17 protein-coding genes are annotated in these 17367 nt (G+C 72.8%); 5 read left to right on the forward strand and 12 right to left on the reverse strand.

Annotation, left to right across the window (positions count from 1 at the left end; all coding sequences use genetic code 11):
• Nucleotides 1–14: 14 nt before the first annotated feature.
• The 5 genes from pstA to caldi_RS00860 all read right to left on the reverse strand — a co-directional run bounded on the left by pstA (nt 15) and on the right by caldi_RS00860 (nt 4922).
• Nucleotides 15–878, reverse strand: a complete 864-nt coding sequence (gene pstA, locus caldi_RS00840; RefSeq protein WP_264843187.1) for a phosphate ABC transporter permease PstA — start codon at nt 876–878, stop codon at nt 15–17.
• 4 nt (nt 879–882) lie between these two features.
• Nucleotides 883–1806, reverse strand: a complete 924-nt coding sequence (pstC, locus tag caldi_RS00845) for a phosphate ABC transporter permease subunit PstC (RefSeq protein WP_264843188.1) — start codon at nt 1804–1806, stop codon at nt 883–885.
• Between the two features lie 13 nt (nt 1807–1819).
• Entirely contained in the window at nt 1820–2695 is an 876-nt protein-coding gene (locus caldi_RS00850; RefSeq protein ID WP_264843189.1) for a phosphate ABC transporter substrate-binding protein, read from the reverse strand.
• 83 nt (nt 2696–2778) lie between these two features.
• Entirely contained in the window at nt 2779–4200 is a 1422-nt protein-coding gene (locus tag caldi_RS00855) for a sensor histidine kinase (protein ID WP_264843190.1), read from the reverse strand.
• Between the two features lie 2 nt (nt 4201–4202).
• The gene (locus caldi_RS00860) at nt 4203–4922 is read right to left on the reverse strand and encodes a winged helix-turn-helix domain-containing protein (protein WP_319951783.1); all 720 of its coding nucleotides are present in this window, start codon (nt 4920–4922) and stop codon (nt 4203–4205) included.
• Between the two features lie 178 nt (nt 4923–5100).
• Here caldi_RS00860 and caldi_RS00865 point away from each other — a divergent pair, with 178 nt between their 5' ends.
• Complete coding sequence (locus tag caldi_RS00865; protein ID WP_264843191.1) at nt 5101–7119, forward strand: S9 family peptidase; 2019 nt, start codon at nt 5101–5103, stop codon at nt 7117–7119.
• Nucleotides 7120–7128: 9 nt separating this feature from the next.
• On the opposite strand, the gene caldi_RS00870 is transcribed toward caldi_RS00865, so the two are convergent.
• Nucleotides 7129–7920, reverse strand: a complete 792-nt coding sequence (locus caldi_RS00870; RefSeq protein ID WP_264843192.1) for a DUF2797 domain-containing protein — start codon at nt 7918–7920, stop codon at nt 7129–7131.
• 95 nt (nt 7921–8015) lie between these two features.
• On the opposite strand from caldi_RS00870, the gene caldi_RS00875 reads away from it, so the two are divergent.
• From caldi_RS00875 to murD, 3 genes are all read left to right on the forward strand, one after another.
• A complete protein-coding gene (locus tag caldi_RS00875; protein ID WP_264843193.1) occupies nt 8016–8777 on the forward strand; it encodes a hypothetical protein in 762 nt (253 codons plus the stop codon).
• A gap of 76 nt (nt 8778–8853) precedes the next feature.
• On the forward strand, nt 8854–10047 hold the full coding sequence (locus caldi_RS00880) for a pyridoxal phosphate-dependent aminotransferase (RefSeq protein WP_264843194.1): 1194 nt from the start codon (nt 8854–8856) through the stop codon (nt 10045–10047).
• A gap of 120 nt (nt 10048–10167) precedes the next feature.
• Nucleotides 10168–11544 (forward strand): UDP-N-acetylmuramoyl-L-alanine--D-glutamate ligase, encoded by a 1377-nt coding sequence (gene murD, locus caldi_RS00885; protein WP_264843195.1) that lies wholly within the window; start codon nt 10168–10170, stop codon nt 11542–11544.
• 92 nt (nt 11545–11636) lie between these two features.
• On the opposite strand, the gene caldi_RS00890 is transcribed toward murD, so the two are convergent.
• Nucleotides 11637–12197, reverse strand: coding sequence for a hypothetical protein (locus caldi_RS00890; protein ID WP_264843196.1), 561 nt, complete (start codon nt 12195–12197; stop codon nt 11637–11639).
• 106 nt (nt 12198–12303) lie between these two features.
• Complete coding sequence (locus caldi_RS00895; protein WP_264843197.1) at nt 12304–13410, reverse strand: S8 family peptidase; 1107 nt, start codon at nt 13408–13410, stop codon at nt 12304–12306.
• Nucleotides 13411–13474: 64 nt separating this feature from the next.
• Here caldi_RS00895 and caldi_RS00900 point away from each other — a divergent pair, with 64 nt between their 5' ends.
• Nucleotides 13475–14437 (forward strand): hypothetical protein, encoded by a 963-nt coding sequence (locus caldi_RS00900; protein WP_264843198.1) that lies wholly within the window; start codon nt 13475–13477, stop codon nt 14435–14437.
• Nucleotides 14438–14651: 214 nt separating this feature from the next.
• Here the strand turns inward: caldi_RS00900 and caldi_RS00905 are convergent, their stop codons facing one another.
• From caldi_RS00905 to caldi_RS00920, 4 genes are all read right to left on the reverse strand, one after another.
• The gene (locus caldi_RS00905; protein WP_264843199.1) at nt 14652–14990 is read right to left on the reverse strand and encodes a hypothetical protein; all 339 of its coding nucleotides are present in this window, start codon (nt 14988–14990) and stop codon (nt 14652–14654) included.
• 106 nt (nt 14991–15096) lie between these two features.
• Nucleotides 15097–15615, reverse strand: coding sequence for a hypothetical protein (locus tag caldi_RS00910; RefSeq protein ID WP_264843200.1), 519 nt, complete (start codon nt 15613–15615; stop codon nt 15097–15099).
• On the reverse strand, nt 15612–17129 hold the full coding sequence (locus tag caldi_RS00915) for a TrkH family potassium uptake protein (RefSeq protein WP_264843201.1): 1518 nt from the start codon (nt 17127–17129) through the stop codon (nt 15612–15614). Before caldi_RS00915 ends, caldi_RS00910 begins: the two co-directional genes overlap by 4 nt.
• Complete coding sequence (locus caldi_RS00920) at nt 17129–17266, reverse strand: hypothetical protein (protein ID WP_264843202.1); 138 nt, start codon at nt 17264–17266, stop codon at nt 17129–17131. Before caldi_RS00920 ends, caldi_RS00915 begins: the two co-directional genes overlap by 1 nt.
• Between the last annotated feature and the right edge of the window lie 101 nt (nt 17267–17367).

A 17367-nucleotide genomic window follows, 5' to 3' on the forward strand; every position in this document is an offset into this window, starting at 1 on the left:
GGTCTCAGCTCCTTCTACGACGGCAGGCTGCCCGTGCGGCGCCGGTACCAGGCCCGGGCCGGCAGGGCGACGGCCAGGTTGAAGGCGAGGACCATCAGCACCAGGAGGGCGGCCGCGCCGGCCTGGATGCGGTCGGCGTCCGGCACGATGGGGTTCGACCCGGTGGCCCAGAGGTGCACGGCCAGGGTCGCGCCGGAGGCCAGGGGGTCGAAGTCGGGGAAGAACCGGGAGGCGGTGGTGCCGGCCGTGAACACGAGGATGGCCGTCTCCCCCAGCGCCCGCCCGGCGACCAGGGTGATCCCGGTGACCAGGCCGGGGAGCGCCGCCGGCAGCACCACGCGGGTCACGGTCTGGAAGCGGGTCGCTCCCAGCGCCAGGCTTGCCTCCCGGTAGGAGTCCGGGACCGACCGGATGGCGGCCTCGGTCACGTTGACCAGGACCGGCAGGTTCAGCAGGCCCAGCGCCAGGGCGCCGCCGAGGATGGTGAACCCCAGCCCCAGCCACTGCACGAAGATGAGCATGCCGAAGAGGCCGAGCACGATGGAAGGGACCGTGGCGAGGGCCTCGGTGCTCAGGCGGATGAGATCGGTGAACCGGCCCGGCCGGGCGTACTCGGCGAGCCAGATCCCCGCCCCCATGCCGACGGGCACGGAGAAGACAAGTGAGAGGGTGAGGATATAAAAGGAATTGAACAGGAAGGGCCCGACCCCTCCTCCTGCCGAGATCTGGCTGGGGAGCCCGAAGAGGAAATCCGGGGTCAGGTGCGGCAACCCCTGGCCGAGGATGTGGAGGAGGAACCAGGCCAGGATGGCGAGGATGAGGGCCATGGCCGCCCACAGGAGGCCGGTGCCGAGGCGGTCGGCGAGGCGCTTGTCCACCGCGCTACCCCCTTCCCGACGCGTACGCCGCGCGCCGGCCCAGCGCCCGCACGGCGAGGATGAGCCCCAGGGAGATGAGGAGGAGCAGGAAGGCCATGAAGAACAGGGCGTCCGCCCACGGGGTCCCGTAGGGGGCGTTCCCCATCTCCGTGACGATCTCGCTCGTGAGGGTCGCCGTCGGCGTCCAGAGGCTCACGGGGAGGCGCGGGCTGTTGCCGATCACCATCTGCACCGCCATGGTCTCGCCGATCGCGCGCGCCATCGCCAGGATGATGCCGGCGAGGATGCCGGGGCGGGCGGCCGGGACGAGCACCCGCCAGATGGTCTGCCAGCGGGTGGCGCCCAGGGCCAGCGATCCCTCCACCAGCGGGCGCGGAACCGCCCGCAGCGCGTCCTCGGCGATGCCGATGACCGTGGGGAGGATCATGATGCCGAGGATCACCCCGGCGGCCAGGAGGCCGAAGCCCGAGCCGCCGCCGGCGAGCCGGTCCCGGATGAAGGGCACGAAGATGGTGAGGCCGATCCAGCCGTAGACGACGGACGGGATGCCCACGAACAGGTCGACGGCCGGGCGCAGCACGGCCCGCAGCCGGGGCCCGGCAAGCTCCGAGAGCACGATGGCGCCGGCGAGCCCGAGCGGAGCCCCCACGAGCAGCGCCAGGGCGGTGACCGCCAGGGAGCCGACGATGAACGTGGCGGCACCGTACTGCTCCGGCGGCTGCCAGCGGGTCGAGAGGAAGAACTCCAGGGGGCTGATCGACCGGAAGGCCGCCAGCCCCTGGAGCCCCAGGAAGAGGATGATGGCGAACACCGTCAGCGCCACGGCGGCCGCGCTGAAGACGAACAGGGCGCGGTTCAGCCGGTCCCAGGCGTGGGCCGCTCCGGCCCGGGCGGGCGGCCGGCGGCCCACCAGCGCGTGCGTGTTCACCGCTCCGACCCCCTCAGCGGCTCATCTTGCTGACCGGGATGAAGCCCATCTTCGGAAGCACCCGCTCCTGGAAGTCCGGACTGAGGATGTATTCGATGAAGGCCTTGGTGGCCCCGGCAGGCTCGCCTCGGGTGAACATGTGCTCGTACGCGAAGATCGGGTACTTCCCGCGGATCACCGCGTCGACCGAGTACTCCACGCCCTCGAAGGCCACCCCTTTCACGCTCTGGTCGAGGTAGGCCGCGTCGATGTACCCGATGCTGCCCGGCGTGCTCGCCACCGTGGCCCGCACCTTGCCGTTCGAGTCCTGGACCACGGCCCGGTCGGTCACCTCCGCCCCGTCCAGCACGATCCGCTGGATCGTGGCCCGGGAGCCGGACGAGCGGGGACGGTCGACCACGGTGATGGCCTGATCCGGCCCGCCCACCTCGCGCCAGTTCGTGATCTTGCCCGTGAAGATCCCCTTAGCCTGTTCCTTCGTCAGGTTCGTGACCCCCACGCCGGGGTGGGTGACGAGAACGAAGGGCGCGACGGCGACGCGGTGGTCGACGAGGTTCTTGCCCTGCAGTTCCGGCGGCAGGTCCACGTCGGAGTTGCCGATGTCCACCGACCCGGCGGCGACCTGGGTGAGGCCGGTGAACGAGCCGCCGCCGCTCACGTTCACGGTGACGCCCGGGTTCTTCTGCATGAACTCTTCCGCGGCTTGCTGCACCAGGGGGAGGAGGGCCGTGGAGCCGGCGGCGGTGACCTTCCCGCTCACGGCCCCCCCGCCGCCTTCCCCGCCCGGAGCGGGCGGCGTCTGGGCCCCCCGTCGCGCGCAGGCGGTGACGGTGAAGACCAGGAGGGCTGCCACGACGACCCCGACGTGTCGACGACCGTGCACGCGCATCCGGATTGCCTCCCTGCGCCATGGGTGATCCTGTTGCCGCATCCAGCATGTCACCCGCGCATGAAGGTGATCTTGCTCCCGGATTAAGATTCGATTAAGACGCCTGCGCCCTGCCCGGTGCCTGCCGCCGGCAAGACGAAGTGGATGGCGGTGCCCTCCCCCGGCCGGCTCTCCGCCCACACCCGCCCCCCATGGCCTTCGACGATGTGCTTGACGATCGCCAGCCCCAGCCCGGTCCCGCCGGTGGTGCGCTCCCGCCCGCGCTCGACCCGGTAGAACCGCTCGAAGATGCGGGGGAGGGCCTCGGGTGGGATGCCCGTGCCCGTGTCGATCACGGCGATGTGCACCCCCTCCGGGATCGCCTGGGCCCGGATGGTGATCCGCCCGCCCCGGGGGGTGTGCTGGACGCTGTTCTCCACGAGGTTGGTCAGGGCCTGATCGATCCGGCGCGGGTCGGCGGGGGCGGGTAGCGTGGCGGGCGCCTCCACGGCCAGCTCGAGGCCCGCCTCCTCCGCGCGGGGCCGGAGGCGCGCGGCCGCCTCGCGGACGAGCCGCGCCAGGTCGGTGGGCACCGGCCGGATCGCCTGGGGATCCGACTCGAGCCGGGCCAGGTCGAGGAGTTCCTGCACCAGGTCGCTGAGGCGCCGGGCCTCGGCATCGATGATCTGGACGAAGCGCCGCGCGTCCCCGGGCTCCTCCAGGGCTCCCTGCAGGAGCGTCTCGGCGAAGCCGCGGATGGCCGTGACGGGCGTCTTCAGCTCGTGGGACACGTTGGCGATGAGGTCGCGGCGGACGGCCTCGACCCGCCGGGCCTCCGTGATGTCGTGCAGCACCAGGATGGCCCCGCCGCCGGGCCCGTGCCCCGGGGTGGCGCTGGCCTCGAGCCAGCGCGCCGGGGGGCCCTCGCGGCGGATGGTCACCCGGGCGGGGCGCCCGCCCAGGGCGGCGTCGACCGCGCCGGAAAGCGCCGTCTGCCGGAGCGCCTCGACGTGATGGCGGCCCCGGTCGGCAGGGGAGAGGCCCAGGAAGCGGTCGGCGGCCGGGTTGGAGCGGGCCACGGCGCCGGTCCGGTCGACGTACACCACGCCCACGGGCATCTGGTCCAGCACGGTGTCGAGGAGGTCCCGCTCCGCCTGGGCGGCCTCCAGGTGCTCCTCCATGCGCCGCGCGGCGTGGTTGAGGGCCCGGGCGAGGCTCCTCACCTCGGCGTCCGGCAGGTCGGCGTAGACCCGCCGCCCGGGCTCGCCCCGGGCGAGCGCGTCCACGGCGCGCGCCATCTCCGCCAGCACCCCCTGGAGCCGGCGCGCGACCCGCGCGCCCAGGGCCGCGGCCCCGGCGGTTGCCACCAGGGCGGACGCGCCTGCCGCCGCGGCGAGGCGGCGCCCCGCCGGGTCCCCCCGGGGGACGTCCGCCAGGACGAGGGTCGAGCCGGCGACGACGGCCGCGGCACCCAGGCCCGCCAGGGCGTGGGTCAGGAGAAGGCGCGACCCGAGGGAGCGGCTCACCCTCACCCCTCCCGGAGCTTGTAGCCGGCGCCGCGCACGGTGACGATCCAGCGGGGGTCGGCCGGGTCGTCCTCGATCTTCTCGCGCAGGTGGCGGATGTGCACGTCGACCAGCCGGGGGTCGCCGAAGTAGTCCACTCCCCACACCCGGTCGAGGAGCTGCTCCCGGCTGAGCACGATGCCCGGGTGGGTCATGAAGCACTCGAGGAGGGAGAACTCGGTCGGGGTGAGGTGGAGGGGCCGGTCCCCCCGGCGTGCCTCGTGGCGGGCCCGATCGAGGTAGAGCTCGCCGACTCGCAGGGCCTCCGGTTCGCCTGCGGTCAGACCGCCGGCGGGCGCGGCGGCGGCCCCCGCGCCGGCGGGGTTCCCCTGCGCCGGGCGCCCCGCCCGGCGGAGGACGGCGCGCACCCGCGCCACCAGCTCGCCGGGGCTGAAGGGCTTGGTGACGTAGTCGTCGGCCCCCAGCTCCAGGCCGACGATGCGGTCGACCTCCGCGTCGCGCGCGGTGAGGAAGATGACCGGGACGTCCCCCCGACGGCGCAGTTCCCGGCACACGTCCCGGCCATCGGCGTCCGGCAGCATGATGTCCAACAGCACCAGGTCCGGCGGGTCGGCCACGGCCGCGGCCAGCGCCTCCTTGCCGCCGCCGGCGACCCGGGTCTGGAAGCCGGCGCGCCGCAGGTTGTACTCGATCAGCGTGGCGATGGCGGGCTCGTCCTCCACGATGAGCACCTTCTGCGCCAGCAGGCATCCCCCCAGGAGGAAAGCGGCCTTCCGGGCGCCAACTCCATCGAGGTGGAACGCGCCGGCCCCGGCCCCGCCCCGGCGCGGGGCCGGGGCCTGTAGTGCCGCCCTGGCTACAGCCGGGGCCGAGACCGGACGGGGGAGGTCATCACACAGGATGGGAAAGCGGCGTCTCCAGTCCCGCGATCTGCTCGAGTTCCGGCTCGCGGGGGACGTTCAGATCGATCCGTCGGGCTCCTGGGTCTACTATACCCTCAACACGATCAACAAGGAAACCAACGACTACAACACCTCGATCTACCGGGCGGCGCCCGGGGGCGAGCCGGTCCGCTTCACGGGGGGCGAGACGGATCAGAGCCCGCGCCTGAGCCCCGACGGGCGGCTGCTCGCCTTCGTCTCGAAGCGAAGCGGCCAGCCGCAGATCTGGATCCTGCCCACGACGGGCGGGGAGGCGTGGCAGCTGACCCGGGTCCAGGGCGGGGTGCGGGAGATGGCGTGGTCGCCGGACGGGCGGCACCTGGCCTTCACCGCCATGCTGGACGACCGGGGCATCGAGCCGGAGAGGAAGGAGGACAAGGAAGAAGACCTCTACCGGAAGTTCACGAAGGGCGTCAAGGTGATCGAGGAGCTTTACCACAAGCTGGACGGCGAGGGGTTCGTCCACGAGCGCCGCCCCCAGGTGTGCGTGGTGGAGGTCCGCCCCGGCGCCGAGCCCCGGCAGCTCACCCGGCCGCCCTACCGGCACCAGGACCTGGCGTGGTCCCCGGACGGCCGGTTCCTCCTTTTCAGCAGCCGGCGCGGCCCCGATTACGACCGGGAGCCCTGGGAGACCCAGGTCTGGCGGATCCCGGCCGGCGGCGGCGAGCCCGAGCCGCTCACGCCGAAGGAGCTCGCCGCGGGTGCCCCGGCCTGGTCTCCGGACGGCCGGTGGATCGCCTTCGTGGCCGAGCGAGTGGACGAGCTCGGGTACGACAACCCCACCGTGTACGTCGTCCCCGCGGAGGGCGGGCAGCCCCGGGCGCTGGGCGCGGCGTTCGACCGGCCGGTGGGGAACCAGGCCATTACCGATCTGCCGGCTCCGGGCGGGATGAAGCTGACCTGGAGCCCCGACAGCCGGGCCGTCTTCGCCCTCTACTCGGACCACGGGCGGGTGCACCTCGCCCGGGTGGCGCTGGAGACGGGCGAGGTGACCCTGCTCACGCGCGGCGAGCGGATGGTGTACTCCGCCGCGCTGGACGCCGCCTGCCGCCGCGCCGCGCTCGGCGTGGCCGAACCCCTCGACCCGTCCCGGATCGTTCTGGCCGACCTGGAGTCGGGGCGCGAGGACGTGCTGGCTGCCCCGAACCGGGACCTCCTGGCCGCGCTCGATCTCACCCAGCCGCGCCGGTTCACCTTCCGGGCGCCGGGCGGCCCGGAGGTCGACGGCTGGATCCTCGAACCGGCCGGCCGGGAGGAAGGGAAGCGCTACCCGGCCGTGCTGGAGATCCACGGCGGCCCCATGGCGATGTACGGGGTGGGCTTCTTCTTCGAGTTCCACCTGCTGGCCGCACACGGTTACGGGGTGATCTTCACCAACCCGCGCGGCTCGCTGGGCTACGGCCACGACTTCTGCGCCGCCATCCGGGACCGCTGGGGGGACAAGGACTACGCCGACGTCATGGCCGGTCTGGAGGAGGCGCTCCGGCTCAGCCCGTGGATCGACCCCGACCGCCTCGGGGTGGCGGGAGGCTCGTACGGCGGCTACATGACCAACTGGATCGTCGGCCACACGGACCGCTTCAAGGCCGCGGTCACCATGCGGTCGGTCGTCGACTGGTCGTCCATGATCGGGGCCGGCGACGTGAACTGGGACGTGGTCAAGCGGGCCGGCGGCCGGTGGCCGTGGCAGGACCCCGAGTGGTACCGGCAGCAGTCCCCCATCACCTACGTCGACCGCATCACGACCCCGCTTCTCATCGAGCACCAGGAGGGTGACCTGCGCTGCCCGATCGACCAGGGCGAGACGCTGTTCACTGCCGTGAAGGCCCTGGGGAAGGCCCCCGTCCGCTTCGTCCGCTACCCGAACGAGTTCCACGGCATGAGCCGCAGCGGCAAGCCGTGGCACCGGGTGCACCGGCTCGACCAGATCCTGGACTGGTTCGGCCGCTACCTCCGTCCCGGCGCGCCGGCGGCCTGAGGGCGATCCTCACGCCACGGCCTCGTCCGCCAGGGCGAGGCGGACGCCGTATCCGGCGTACTTGGGGACGTTGAGGGCGCCGGTGGAGAGCACGAGGTACTTCGCCTTCATGCCCAGCAGCACGCCGGCGGCGGGGCCCCGGTCCAGGTCGATGCTGGTCAGGGGGTCCGGAACCCCGGTCATCGGGTAGGCGATCCGGGTCGGCTCCGCGTCGGGGAGGAGGAACGGGCGGTACTCGTCCGGGACGAGAGCCAGAACCTGCTCCCGCACCTCCGCCAGGGGGGTCGGGCTCACCTCCCCCCGGAGCATCCGGCGCCAGTTGGTCTTGTCCGGAATGTGACGGGAGAGGAGGAGCTCCAGCTCGCCCGCCGCCTTGCGGCTCGGCAACCGGGCCAGGACCACCGCCTCCACGGCGCCTTGCTCGAGCCAGCGGCCGGGGATGTTCCGGCTGATGCCCACCTTGATCTCGCTCGAGCGGGCGATGTAGAGGTACGTTGGGACCATGCAGTGGGCGTCGCCCCACGACGAGTCCCGGCAGGTGTCGTAGTGGCACAGATGGGGTTTCACGATGCAGAGGTCGTTTTGAGGTAAATCTTTGAAGCAGGGATAGCAGGAGCCATTGGGGAAAAGCTTCTTCACCGGCCTTCCGCACCACACGCAGGCCTTCTCCCCGGTCGGCTCGATCCGGATCGGCTTGCCGATGTAGCGGTTCAGGTGGACGGTCTCGGAACCGAGGGTCAGGTGGTACTGGACGACCTCGCCCGGCTGGGGCGTCAGGTCCTGGATGTGTCCTGTCAGCAACGACTCGGCCCCCTCCCACCTCGGTACCCCCATGGTACTACGTTTCGCCGGCGCGGCAAACCGCCGCCGGGGCGGAGAAGGGGATGGTTGCCCTGTTGCCGTGGCTTGTCCTTGCGCTCGGAACGATCGTCACGCTGGGCGCGTACTTCCGCGCCCAGTCCGTGCCGGCCCGCCGGCGCTCGCGCCGCGCCCGGGACGTGGAAGCGCAGGTCGCGGCCGGGCTCGACCCCGCCGCGGGGGACCCGTCGGACCCCCACGCGGTGGCCTGGGCCGTGCTGCGGGAGCCCATCGGGGTCGAGCGATGGCTGGACCGGCAGGCGGCGGCGCGCCACTTCCGCCTGGGGACCCTCTTCGGGATCGGCTGGTCCCTCCTGGCCCTGGGCATGTACCTCGCCGTCTTCGCCACGCCGGCGGCGCCCCCGGACCTCAGGGACTCGGGGGACGGGGCGCCGGCGCCGGTGGACGCCGGTCCCGACCGCACCGCGCCGGCGGCCCAGCCGGGGGGCGCCGGGGCGGTCACCCCCGGGACGGGAGGCACGGGCACAACTACCCGGGAACCCGCAGGCGGGTCGGGCGCCCAGCCGCAGCCCGGCCCCGGCCAGGGCGCGTCCGGTCAGCCGGGCTCCGGGCCGGCCACGCCCCCCCAGCCCGCACCGGTGACCGTGACCATCGCCGAGGGCGACACCGCCCCCCGCGTGGCCGCCAAGCTGGCCGGTGCCGGGGTGATCCGCGACCGGGAGGAGTTCCTGCGCCGCCTGGTCGAGCGAAAGAAGGATACCCTGCTGCGACCCGGAACCTTCCGGATCCTGCCCGGCCAGAGCGTCGACGCCGTGATCGACATCCTGACCCGGTCGTGATGGGCGACCGGGTCTCCTGTTTTGCCCCGGACCGTGTTATTATGGTCACAAAGTCGCAGGAGGGGGAACCACCGCCATGCTCAGCCAGCGTGCCAGGGAACTGGCGCCGTCGCCCACCATGGCCATCGACGCCCGCGCCAAGCAGCTCCTCGCCGAGGGGGCGGACGTGGTCAACTTCAGCGTGGGCGAGCCGGACTTCGACACGCCGGACACCGCCAAGGAGGGCGGGATCGCCGCGATCCGGCAGGGGTTCACCAAGTACACGCCGGCGGCCGGCACGCTCGAGCTGCGCAGGGCCATCGCCGAGAAGCTGCGCCGGGAGAACGGGCTGGAGTACGCGCCGGAGCAGATCGTCGTGTCCAACGGCGGCAAGCAGTCGCTGTACAACGCCTTCATGGTCCTCCTCGATCCCGGCGACGAGGTGATCATCCAGGCGCCTTACTGGGTAAGCTATCCGGAGATGGTGAAGCTCGCCGGCGGCGTGCCCGTGGTGGTGGAAACGGATGCCCGGACGGGGTTCAAGATGACGCCCGACATGATCCGGGAGAAGCTCACGCCGCGCACGAAGGTCATCAACCTGAACAGCCCGTCCAACCCCACCGGCGTGGTCTACACCCCGGCCGAGCTGCGGGCGATCGCCGAGCTTGCGGTGGAGAAGAACCTCATCATCATCAGCGACGAGATCTACGAGAAGCTCCTCTACGACGGCGCCGAGTTCGTGAGCATCGCCTCCTTCGGCCCCGACGTGAAGCGCCTGACGGTCACCGTGAACGGCTTCTCCAAGGCCTACGCCATGACCGGCTGGCGGATGGGGTACGCGGCGGCCGAAAAGCCCATCGCCAAGGCGATGGCGGACCTGCAGAGCCAGACCACCTCCGGCCCGTCCTCGATCACCCAGAAGGCCGCCCTGGCGGCCCTCCAGGGCGATCAGGGTCCGGTGGAGGCCATGCGGCAGGAGTTCGACCGGCGCCGCCGGTACGTGGTCGAGCGGCTCCGGTCGATCCCGGGGTTCGATCTCGAGGTGGTGCCCCAGGGCGCGTTCTACGTGTTCCCCAACGTCTCGGCCCTGTTCGGGCGCACCATCGCCGGGCAGCGGGTCGAGAACGCCGACGACCTCGGGATGCTGCTCCTCGAGAAGGCGAAGGTGGCCCTCGTGCCCGGCAGCGGGTTCGGCTCGCCCAACCACGTGCGCATCTCCTACGCCACCTCCATGGAGCGCCTCAAGGAGGGGCTCGACCGCATCGAGCGCCTTCTGCGGGAGTCGCTCTGAACCGGTCCGGGCCGGCAGGAACGGCGCCACCGGCGGCGAACATACGGCGGCACGCAGGAGTCGCAGAAAGGGGGAGGGCTGGGCGCCCTCCCCGTGGCCTCTTCCGGGACGGGATGGACCATGAACTTCGCGGGTCAAAAGGTCGCGGTGGTGGGGCTCGGCCGGAGCAACCTGGCCCTGATCCGCTGGCTCCGGGAACGGGGGGCGCGGGTGACGGCGCTCGACCGGGCGCGGCCCGAGGAACTGGGCGACCGCTACCGGGAGCTCCTGGCCCTCGGCGTCGAGGACCTGGTGCTGGGGCCGTCCTACCTGGACAGGCTCGCGGAGTTCCCCGTGGTCTTCCTCACCCCGGGGATGCCCAAGCATCTCCCCCCGATCGCGGCCGCCCGGGCTGCCGGGGCCTGGGTGACCGGTGAGATCCCGCTGGTGCTGCGACTGGCCAGGGCGCCGGTGGTCGGGATCACCGGCAGCGCGGGCAAGACCACCACCACCACGCTGGTGGGCGAGATCCTGAAGGCCAGCGGGCGGGAGGTGTACGTGGGGGGAAACATCGGCCGGCCGCTCATCGAGGTGGTGGAGACGATCCCGCCCACGGCGGTGATCGTCCTCGAGCTGTCGAGCTTCCAGCTGGAGCTGGCGGACAGGAGCCCACCGGTGGCGGTCATCACCAACGTGACGCCGAACCACCTGGACGTCCACCCGTCGATGGAGGCCTACGTGGACGCCAAGCGGAACATCTACCGCTTCCAGGGGCCGGAGGGGCGGGTGGTCCTGAGCGCCGACAACCCGGTGACGGCCGCCCTTGCGGCCGAGGTGGGCGAGCGGGCCATCCTGTTCAGCCGCCGAGGGGACCCCGGCGGCCGCGCCGCCGCCTACGTCGACGGCGACCAGGTGCTGTGGCGCCTCGGGGGCGACCGGATCGGGGTGGTGCGGCTCGACGAGCTGCGCATCCCCGGCGCCCACAACGTGGAGAACGTCCTCGCGGCCGTGGCGGCGGCCTTCCTGGCCGGGGGCACCTGGCACGGGATGCGGCAGGTGCTGCCGCACTTTGCGGGGGTCGAGCACCGGCTCGAGCCGGTGCGGGAAGTGGACGGCGTCCGCTACGTGAACGACTCCAAGGCCACCGCCCCGGCGGAGACCATGGCCGCCCTGGCCGCGCTGCCCGGGCCCATCGTCCTCATCGCCGGCGGTTACGACAAGCGGATCGCCTTCGACGACCTGGCCCGGGCGATCGTGGAGGGTCCCGTGCACACGCTCGTCCTCATGGGCGCCACCGCCGGCGCCATCGAGGCCGCGGTCGAAGCCGAGCGGGGCGGGCGGGCGACGCCCCGGGTGCTGCGGGCGAAGGACATGGAGGAGGCGGTCCGGCTCGCCCGGCAGGCGGCACGGCCGGGGGACACCGTGCTCCTCTCCCCCGCGTGCGCCTCCTACGACCTGTACGCCAACTTCGAGGAGCGGGGAAGGCACTTCAAGGCGCTCGTCCACCAGCTCGCGTGAAGGCGCTGTCCTCCGGCACTGAGCCGGCCCCCTGCGGGTGGGGCCGGCTGCTTTGCTTCACGGCGCCGAGCGCCCCGGTGGATGCCGCCGGATCAGTCGACGTCGAGGACGTCCCAGTCGAGGTCCGGGTCCGGGTCGGCCCCGATGAGCATCTGCGTCGCCCCGGTGATCGCCCGCGCCGCTGGCTGCATCTGGGCGTACACCTGACGCAGCGCCCGCACCTCGGGCATCCGCGCCGCGGCCGGCCGGGCGGCGAGCTCCCGCAGGGCGGCGCCGGCCCGGGCGTGGGCGGCCGTGTGGCTCCGGACGGTCTCCGCCAGGAGGCGCACCGTCTCCGGGCGCGTGTCGCCCATCAGGATCCGCCGGGCGAGGCCCGCCGCCGCCACCTTGTCGTGCAGCGCCCGCACCGATTCGGCCGTGAAGCGCTCCATCGCCGGGTCACGGGCGATCTCGGCGTGCCGAAGGGCTTCGACGTGCCAGGCGTGCAGGAGTTCCTCGGCGGGATACGTGGATTCGATCATCCGCAGGAGCGTGTGGGCCTGGTGGTATGCCGGCATCACCATGAGTCGCGGTATGTCCGCGGCCCACATCGGCGCGCCCATCCATGTCCCCATCATGGCCATTCCGGGGATGGCCATGGCCATCTCTTCCAAGCGCAGCCCCTCCTTCGTTGCTCGCCCCGTTGTGTAGCCAGGATATGCGTGGCGCCGGGGGACCGTCCCGGGTCACGCCCTCCGCCAGGCGCGTCGCAAGCACGGCTCAGGGCGCTCCCAGCGCGCAGTCGGCCCGCACCAGCCCCGCGCCCTGCTCCTCCCGGCCCAGCCCCGGCAGCCTTTCCGCCGTCTCCTGGAGCCGGCGGCGCACCTCGCCGGGGCGGAGGCCGGGTTCGGCGGACAGGAGGAGGGCCACGACCCCCGTGACGTGGGGGGCGGCCGTTGACGTGCCGCTGAGGACCCGCAGCCGGCCGCCGGGGCCGAGGGACGGGATGTCACGACCCGGCGCGGCGAGGTCGATCTCCGGGCCCCGGCTCGAGGTCCGCAGGAGCCGGTCCCACCGCGTCACGGCGGAGACGGCGAGCACGGTGGGAAGGCGGGCCGGGTAGTCGACGGAGTCCGGGCGCCCGTCGTTCCCCGCCGCCGCGACGAGCACGACGCCGGCCGTCTCCAGCGCCGCCACGGCCCGGGCGAGCGACGGCGACGGGTCGTCCTGGCCGAAGCTCATGTTCACCACGTGCATGTCGTACTGGAGGCACCACTGCAGGGCGAGGAGGACGTCGCTGGTGGCGCCGTAGCCGTTCTTGTCGAACGCCTTGAGCGCATAAAGATCGCAGCGCGGTGCGACCCCCACCACGCCCCCGTCGCCGTCCCGGGCGCCGATGATGCCGGCGACGTGGGTGCCGTGCCCGTTGTCGTCGTCCGGCGGGAGCGAGGGGTCCAGGAAGTTCCACCCACCGCGGATGTTGGGGGCCAGGTCGGGGTGCTGCCAGTCCACACCGGTGTCGATGACCGCCACCCGCACCCCCTCCCCGCGGGTCCGGGCCCAGGCGCGGGGCGCGCCGACCCGCGCGACCCCCCAGGGCACCATCTCCTCCCAGGCGAGGTGCAGGCCCCTCCCGGCGGGCTGAACGAGGGATCGGGGCAGCGGGACGCGGTTGTCGGGCTCGACGAGCTCGACGTCGGGGTGTCCGGCGATCGCCGCGAGGGACGCCGGCCCGGGGCAGGAGCAGATGAGGCCGTGGATGAGGGGGACCTGCCAGAGGACCCGGCCGCCGGCCTGCTCCACGGCGTCACAGCACGACTCCACCGAAGCGCCGGGCCGGGTCAGGACGATGTGCCGCCTTGCGAGCGGCCGCCTTGGCTTTCGCACGCGCCTGCGCCCTCCTCCGTACTATGGGGTGCAGTCTGCGGTCCGGAAGGGAGTGAAGTCGCGCATGACGGATTCCTTGAACCCGAGTCCGCTGAGCCGCCTGGCCCGCCTGGCGGACCGTCAGGAGCGGCTGGCCGTGCGTATCGGGGCCCTGGCCGGGGCACCGCCGGTGAGCGCCGGGCTGGCGATCCGGAGTGCGCCGGCCCTCGTCAGCGTGTCGGACGGCAGCGTGGTCCGGGTGGCCCGGGCAGCCGGCAGTCGCCGCCCGGGGGCCGCGGCCGGCGACAGGGGTGACGAGACGGTCTCCGGCGCAGAACATATCTTCCCGGCGCGGCAGGCGGAGCCAGAGGCCGGGACGGATGCGTCCGCCGCCGGCGATCCGGGGGACGGCGCAGCGAGGGTGGAGGCACAGCCCGGCCGTCCGGCGCCGGTGGCGGGGGCGCAGGTGCCAGCCCTGGGCATGTGGCGGCCGGCACGGGGCGAGACGATCCGCCGGGACCGGCGGATCCAGGTGACCGAGCGCGTCGAGACGCTTCGCCACCACGTACGGGTGCTGAGCCAGACCGCGCAGCGGCTCGAGTCGATCTGCCACCTGCTCGGCGAGTGCGTCCTCCTCGCCTGCGACCCGCAGGCGGCCGGGCGGGGCATTGCCAGCACCTCCACGGGGGAGACCGGGGCGCATGGTGACGGTGAGGCAGGCAAGGACTCCGGCGGCGGCAACGCCGGGCTCGGCGCGCTCCTCAGCCTGCTCCCGGGGCTCCTGCGTTCCGGCGGGGAGACCGGGGGCTCGCCGGAAGCGGGGGGCGGCCAGGGGGCCGGCGCTCCCGGCGGCGACGGCGCGCCGGCCGCTGGCGACGGGGCATCCGGTGAGGGCCAGATGGCGGCCCTCATCCAGCTCCTCCAGTACCTGGCGGCCCGCTCCTCGCGGACGGGGGAGGATCTCGTCTCCCGGCTGGCCGGCATCCTGGGTTCTCCGGCGATTCGGGGGCTTCTGGGGCAGCAGGCGGAGGCGCCGGGGCCGAACTGATCGGTCCCGAGTTTTCGGCAGAGGCAGGGGCGGGTGCCCCTGCCTCTTCGCCGTGTGTAAGTTCCCGGCCTCCGCTCGCCGGGTGTCCCGGCACCTCACAGGTCGCCCATGAGCAGGACGAGCAGGAGCACCAGGACAATGAGTAGGGTCGGGCTGATCTGCTGCTTGGTGTCCACCACGGTACACCCTCCTCCTGTCACCGGGCGTCCCGCGGTCACGGGGCTGCGGTGCTGCCGGGACCGCTTCGCGCGGGGGGCAGGCGCAGGCCGGCCTGCTCGAGGGCTGCCCGGAGCGCGTCGGCATCCGGCCCCGCCCGGTCCAGGAGGGGGGAGAGCAGCTGCGTCAGTTCCTGAGGACGGCTGAGGAGCGCCTCGAGGCGCGCCACCGGGATTCCCAGCGCCGCGGCTGCCCGGACCTTCAGCTCCTCGAGGCTGGCGGCGCCCACCTGCTCGAGCACCGCCCGCAGGAGCTGCTCGTCTTCCGCCGTCCGGGGACCCTGGACGCGTTCAGCCAGGCGCCGGAGGCCCGGGGGCACGTCCGACGGGTTTCCCACTGCGAACACCTCCGGCCGGGGAGGGCTTCGCGCCTTCGCTGGTATCCATGCTATTCCCCGGCCGGGGAAGCGTGACAGAATGCGGCCTCCGGGTTCCGGGCCGGGGTCACCCGGCGGGGTGGCGCGCACTGCGCTCGCGCCGCCACCAGAGCGCCCCGAGGGCGGTCCCGGCCGCCCCGAGGAGCCCCGCGGCGTAGAGCCGGCGGCGGTCCAGCGGTCGTGGCAGCGGACGGGCGGCCTCCAGTCGGACGACGGTACGGCCTTCGACGTCCGTCTCGCCGCCCTGTCGCGGGTCGGCCCGCCGGAAGGTGCCCGTCACCTCGACGACGTCGCCCCGAAGGCCGTAACGTCCCCCCTGCAGGCCTCGCACCTCGCTTGCCGGGACCCACACGCCGATGACCCCGGTTCCGTCGGAGACGTTGATCCAGCCGTGATCGCCGCGGAGCATCACGTCCCCGACCACCTCGCCGGCGATGCGCACCTCTGCGCCGTCGAAGCGCTCGGCGCCGGCCAGCAAGTCGGCGATCGACACCCGCGCCGCCGCAGCGGCCGGTTCCCCGATCGCCAGGAAGACCAGCGCCCCCGCCGCGAGCAGCAGGCGCCACGGGAACTCCCCTGCCCTCACCGCCGACTCACCGCCTTCACCGCGAAGGCCACGAGGACGAACACGGAGAGGAACTCGAGGCGCCCCAGCCACATGCCGGCGATGTAGGCCACCTTCATCAAGGCGGGCATGGCCGGGGACGTCACGCCGGCGGTCAGGCCCACGTTGCCCGTCACCGAGGCGGCCTCGAACATCACGTCCGTGAACGCCCAGCCGTACGAGGGCGCGTAGTACGCGCCGATCAGCACCAGCACGAACCAGAGCATGACGTAGAGGACGATGACGGAGAGGGCGGTCCGCACCAGCCGGTCTTCCAGCACGGCGCTGCGGAACATGTGGAACTTCTCCACCACCACGGCCGACTCGGGCGCGACGAGACGCCGCACGTCGTGAGCGATCGCCTTGGCCGCCAGCCCGATGCGGACGGCCTTGAACCCGCCGGCGGTGGAGCTCGCGCTGCCGCCGAAGAGCATCGCCAGCGTGATCGCCGCCAGCGCCAGCGGGCCCCACTCCCGTGCGAACTGCTGGGCGTAGACGGTCATGAACCCGGTGGTGGTGTGCGCCGAGATGAGGCTGTACCAGCCGCGCCGGAAGAGGCCCACGGCGCCGGGGTAGGTCCCGGACACGGCCAAATCCCACACCGTGAGGGCGCCCAGGACCGTGGTGGTGACCAGGAAGGTGACGGTCTCGAGGTTCCGGACGAGTTCCCGCCGGTCTCCCTGCCATACGGCCCAGTGCAGGTTGAAGTTGAAGGAGCCGATGATGAAGAAGACGACCGTGACGACTTCATAGAGGAGGCTGTGGTAATAGACGATGTTCTGGGACATGGGGGCGAACCCGCCCGTGCTCCACCCGGCCATGAACACCCAGAGCCCGTGGAGGAGCGCCCGCCCCGGCGGGAGGCCGATCGCCAGGCCCGCTGCCCACTGGAGCGCGGTACCGACCGCCAGGTAGACGACACTGATGTACCAGATGGCCCGGGCCGTGTGGATCACGTTGGGCAGGAGGCGCTCGTCCTTCGCCTCGCCCACGTAGAGCTTGAACGCGCCGGGTAGCCCCCGCACGAAGAACATGAGGGCCAGGACGACCATGCCCTGCCCTCCGACCCAGGTGAGAAGGTGGCGCCACATGTTCACCCCGTCGGCGATGTGGTCCAGGTCCTGGACCAGCACGAGGCCCGTGGTGGTGAACCCGCTCATGACATCGAAGGCGGCGTCGAGGTACGAGCCCCAGTGCCCGCTCAGGTAGTAGGGGACGGCGGCCACGAGCATGCCGATCAGCCAGGCAAAGGCCGCGGCCGCCATGCCTTGCGACCAGGTGAGGTCGCCTCCCCCCGGCGGACCCAGGAGCAGCATGCCGAACCCGACGACGGCTGCGACGGCCGCGCTGAGGGCGAAGTCGACTGCCACGGGCCACTCGCGCTGGATGAGGGCCGTTGCCAGGGGGATGAGCATCAACCCCCCCAGGCTGAGGACCACGAGGCCGGCGTAATAGGCGACCGCCTGCCACTGCCGGAGCCGCATCCGCCCGGCCATCACCACCGCCCCCCGGCCGCGAGGAGGGACAGCACGAGCCCGACGATGGCGATCGCCAGGGCGAATCCTACCTCGGCGAGTACCCCGGCCGCATGCCGCGGCGCCGGCGGCTCGCCCGCACCGCTTCCATTCCGCACGGTACGATCCCTCCCATCGGCAGAGCGCCGACAGCGACAGCATAACCTCGGATTCCTCTCCCGTAAAGAAGCCCCCGTGGGGCGCGCCCACCGGGTGCTTG

This window comes from Caldinitratiruptor microaerophilus (genome assembly GCF_025999835.1).
Classification (GTDB): Bacteria; Bacillota; Sulfobacillia; order Symbiobacteriales; family ZC4RG38; genus Caldinitratiruptor; species Caldinitratiruptor microaerophilus.

Bases quoted from the DNA above. Each gene is read 5' to 3' on its own strand.
- caldi_RS00850 (WP_264843189.1), bottom strand. From the start codon at position 2,695: ATGCGCGTGCACGGTCGTCGACACGTCGGGGTCGTCGTGGCAGCCCTC.
- caldi_RS00865 (WP_264843191.1), top strand. From the start codon at position 5,101: ATGGGAAAGCGGCGTCTCCAGTCCCGCGATCTGCTCGAGTTCCGGCTC.
- caldi_RS00880 (WP_264843194.1), top strand. From the start codon at position 8,854: ATGCTCAGCCAGCGTGCCAGGGAACTGGCGCCGTCGCCCACCATGGCC.
- murD (WP_264843195.1), top strand. From the start codon at position 10,168: ATGAACTTCGCGGGTCAAAAGGTCGCGGTGGTGGGGCTCGGCCGGAGC.
- caldi_RS00900 (WP_264843198.1), top strand. From the start codon at position 13,475: ATGACGGATTCCTTGAACCCGAGTCCGCTGAGCCGCCTGGCCCGCCTG.
- caldi_RS00915 (WP_264843201.1), bottom strand. From the start codon at position 17,129: ATGGCCGGGCGGATGCGGCTCCGGCAGTGGCAGGCGGTCGCCTATTAC.